The 3,121-nt window shown below is 48.7% G+C and carries 2 protein-coding genes and 1 pseudogene; all 3 read right to left on the bottom strand.

Translation table 11 applies throughout. The features are described 5' to 3' along the window. Positions 1–462 precede the first annotated feature (462 nt). Positions 463–2,442 carry a transposase domain-containing protein gene (locus ACFIKO_RS07880; RefSeq protein ID WP_375620356.1) on the bottom strand — a complete coding sequence of 660 codons (1,980 nt, stop codon included), beginning with the start codon at positions 2,440–2,442 and terminating at the stop codon, positions 463–465. Further along, positions 2,439–2,897, bottom strand: a complete 459-nt coding sequence (locus ACFIKO_RS07875) for a hypothetical protein (protein ID WP_208438027.1) — start codon at positions 2,895–2,897, stop codon at positions 2,439–2,441. Before ACFIKO_RS07875 ends, ACFIKO_RS07880 begins: the two co-directional genes overlap by 4 nt. Next, a pseudogene (locus tag ACFIKO_RS07870) lies at positions 2,894–3,121 on the bottom strand (chromosome partitioning protein); the annotation flags it as partial. The gene ACFIKO_RS07875 and the pseudogene ACFIKO_RS07870, both read right to left, overlap by 4 nt.

Raw genomic sequence — 3,121 nt, 5'->3', positions numbered from 1 at the left:
ATCCACAAGCTCATTCCATAAAGCAATGTCATCACTGTTGCGGTTTTGTGCTGTTCCATTAGGCTGGATTTTAGGTCGCGCCCAAGGATTTTTATCGACCGTTGCATTTATCGCGTTTTTCATCTATAATCTCCCTCTCGTATTGATCTAGATTCTTATGGATTTTAGATTTTATTGAATGGGTAGGCTCCCACCTACCCATTTTTGTTACTCTAAAGCCGTACGCGATACTAAAACGGCTTCCTTACAAATTCCCCTTGGTTCTTTCTCACACATCGGGGAACCTGCTAACTTCACGCTCCTCACCTGATAAGCAAAGACACCTGAAAATTTAATTGTATTGATTTAAACTTTGAATGGATTAAGATTTCTCCCCCCCCTTTCTTTGTTAAATCTTCAACCCCGCACATGGACCTCAACCGGTCCCCTTAAATCCCCCCTCTCTTTTCCTAGTTCCTTATTCTATTGCTTGGGAAACTTTATCACCTCACGCCCCTCATCAGAGGCGGAAAGCTTTCTCAAAGCTTTGTGCAAGTGTTGACTGAATTCTTCCTCCCCCAAAACCTCATCATCGTCTGCTGTCAAAGCTAAATTCCCCACATTGTTTGGCATCAAGCGGCTCACCTTTGGCTTTATCGGAAGCTTCGATTTGAACGCTTCATCCTTTTTCTCAAGGCGCCCATAAACATCTGCCAAGTGATCAGGCGCAAGCTTTGCCGCTAGCTGTTTTTCTGCTTTAACAGCCTTCACATATTCTTTACGCAAACGCCCATTCAAGCGCGCCGCCTGCTGGTCATAAAAACCTACATCACAAAGGCATGGTGCCAAACAAAGCAACCGATTGTTCAAATCATAAACCCGTAAATCTTGATGCAAATTATCCGGATCAAAGCGTACAATCACTTTTTGCCCCGCATGCTCATTCAACGCCCGCGCCCAATAACGATTGCCATAAAAATGAACCTCGCCCGTCCCCTTTTGTGTACGCAATGCCTCAGAAGTTAAAAGCCATAAAGCCCGTTGTGCCGCCGTTGCTTGCCGAATAATCGTCCCCTCGGCTTGCAAACTCTCTGCAAAGGTCTCATCAAAACTGCGCCCCGCACAATTAACCGCCTTACGCCCTGCTTGCCCATTATGTGCACAAATTTGCGCACCAACATGGGCTTTAAACGCTTCAAATCCTATCGCGCGCTTGCCATAATCTTCAGGCTTGGCATCCGGTTTATTGCCCGTATAAGCCCCCGCACAAAAGGGATGTTTGGAAATCGCTTCTGCCAAATCACGCCATGCCCGCTCAATCGGTTTAGACTGTCCGCTATAAGGGGTGGTCCATTGCAATTGCACCCCCAAACTCGTCAAAAGCCCTTGCGGATCATCCGGCTTAATCTTAAAACGAAAGCGGTTTTGCACACCTCCAGAAATCCACTTACTGGTAAAAGCACGCCCATTATCCAAGGTCATACGCTCTGGTATCCCATAAGCTTCCACCATATCCCCAATCACCAAACGCACGATTTCCCAAGTCTCAGCATCTGACAGACGCCACGATAAAATCTTGCCCGAATAAAGATCTTGAATGGCAATCAGATAAAGCCGCACAGGCTTTTCTGTCCAAGGAACATTCACAAAAACATCCAGCTTATGTCCATCCATATTCACCGCTTGCAGTGCATGCAGGCTCGAGCGATCACGCCGCTGTGCCGGATAAAGCTTTTTTGCCTTTTCTTCTCCCTCACGCGCTAAAACCACAACCGCTTTGGAAATTTGTCTTTCAAAACGACGCCGCAAAGCCCGCTCAGAAGGAATGGGCTCAAAACCCCGCTCCTGCGCCACCATCACCATGCGCCGATAACACGCTGAAAAAGCAGGTTTAGAGGGGCGCAAATAATCCGAACAAAAAACCTCCCACGCCCCCTCATGACACGGCGCAAATTGCGAAACATTCTCCTCACCATAACAAGGTGCAAGCGCTGCCAACCAATCAGGGCGCTCATACCCCTCCACCATCTGCCGCCAATTAAAAAGCGACATCCGGCTCACACCAAATTGCACCGCACTTAAACTTGCCGCATCATGCACACCCATACCGGCATGGAGCAAATCTTCCCAAAAGCAAAGTGCCTTCAAACGCTCTTCACAGCGCCTTTTATGCGCCTTTGAAAGCCCCTCATAACGCACCCAAATACTTGTCTTTTGCTCCCCTTGCGTTTGTTTCACATCAACAGCCCCACCAAACCGCACCAACAATGCCGCCCGTGCCTCCTCCGGCAATAAGGAAATGTGATACTCCCAAACCGGCTTGGTTTTGCCTAATGTTTGGCGAAACAATTGTGTATTCAAACGCCATTTCTTAAGCGCAAGATTGTTGAGACCGATTTTTGTTTTCGGCAACCCTGGCAAAGCTGCCTCAGCCAATTCGGCAATACGAAACCATTCCTTCATGGCTGCCCCCTTTTAATGCGAACCGGCGTTGCGCGCATGGCTTTCAATCGCGCTGCAATCTCCCGCTGTTCCTGCTGGAGCCGCGCAATTTCTGCTAAACGCGCCTCATCTCCTTGCAACAGCAACAATCCATCTTCACTCACCACCTCATCCCAGAGCCAAAATGCCTCTGTCGCCCGCACAAATGCCTTAAACCGCGGCAGGGAAATATCCACCTGCTTACTTTCCGCAACATATGCATCCAAACTGGCCTTACTTAAACACCCAATCCCTAAATAATGCGCCATACGCTCCGCAATCACACTGCGCTCAACCCGGCATTCTCTCAAAGCACGCGCCATGGCACGCTTAATGCGTGAGCGAAACCGCCCTAAATCAATCTGCGCAACGGGTTCACGACAAGGAAAAACCGGCTTTTGAAAAAAATCAAGCTGCCCGCAACCATGCCTCTTCATGCCTGCTCCTCCCCTTGTTCTCTTGCAAGATAATCACAAAACCGCGCCTTTGTCTGCGCATCTGCTCTCTGCCAAACACCCAATAACTGAGCAAAAATCCGTTCCTGTTCATTAATTTGCGGAGGTGTATTAATCCCATTGACCAAATCAACAGCCCGCCGTAAATCCCCCTCAACCTGTTGCAAAGCAATTGCCACACGCCGTTGCGCAACCGGCTCCATCTT

The organism is Bartonella sp. TS82HLJMH, from assembly GCF_042193495.1.
In the GTDB taxonomy this organism is placed as follows: domain Bacteria; phylum Pseudomonadota; class Alphaproteobacteria; order Rhizobiales; family Rhizobiaceae; genus Bartonella; species Bartonella grahamii.
Note: the sequence above shows the minus strand (reverse complement) of the source record. Positions and strands in the feature narration are given on the sequence as shown.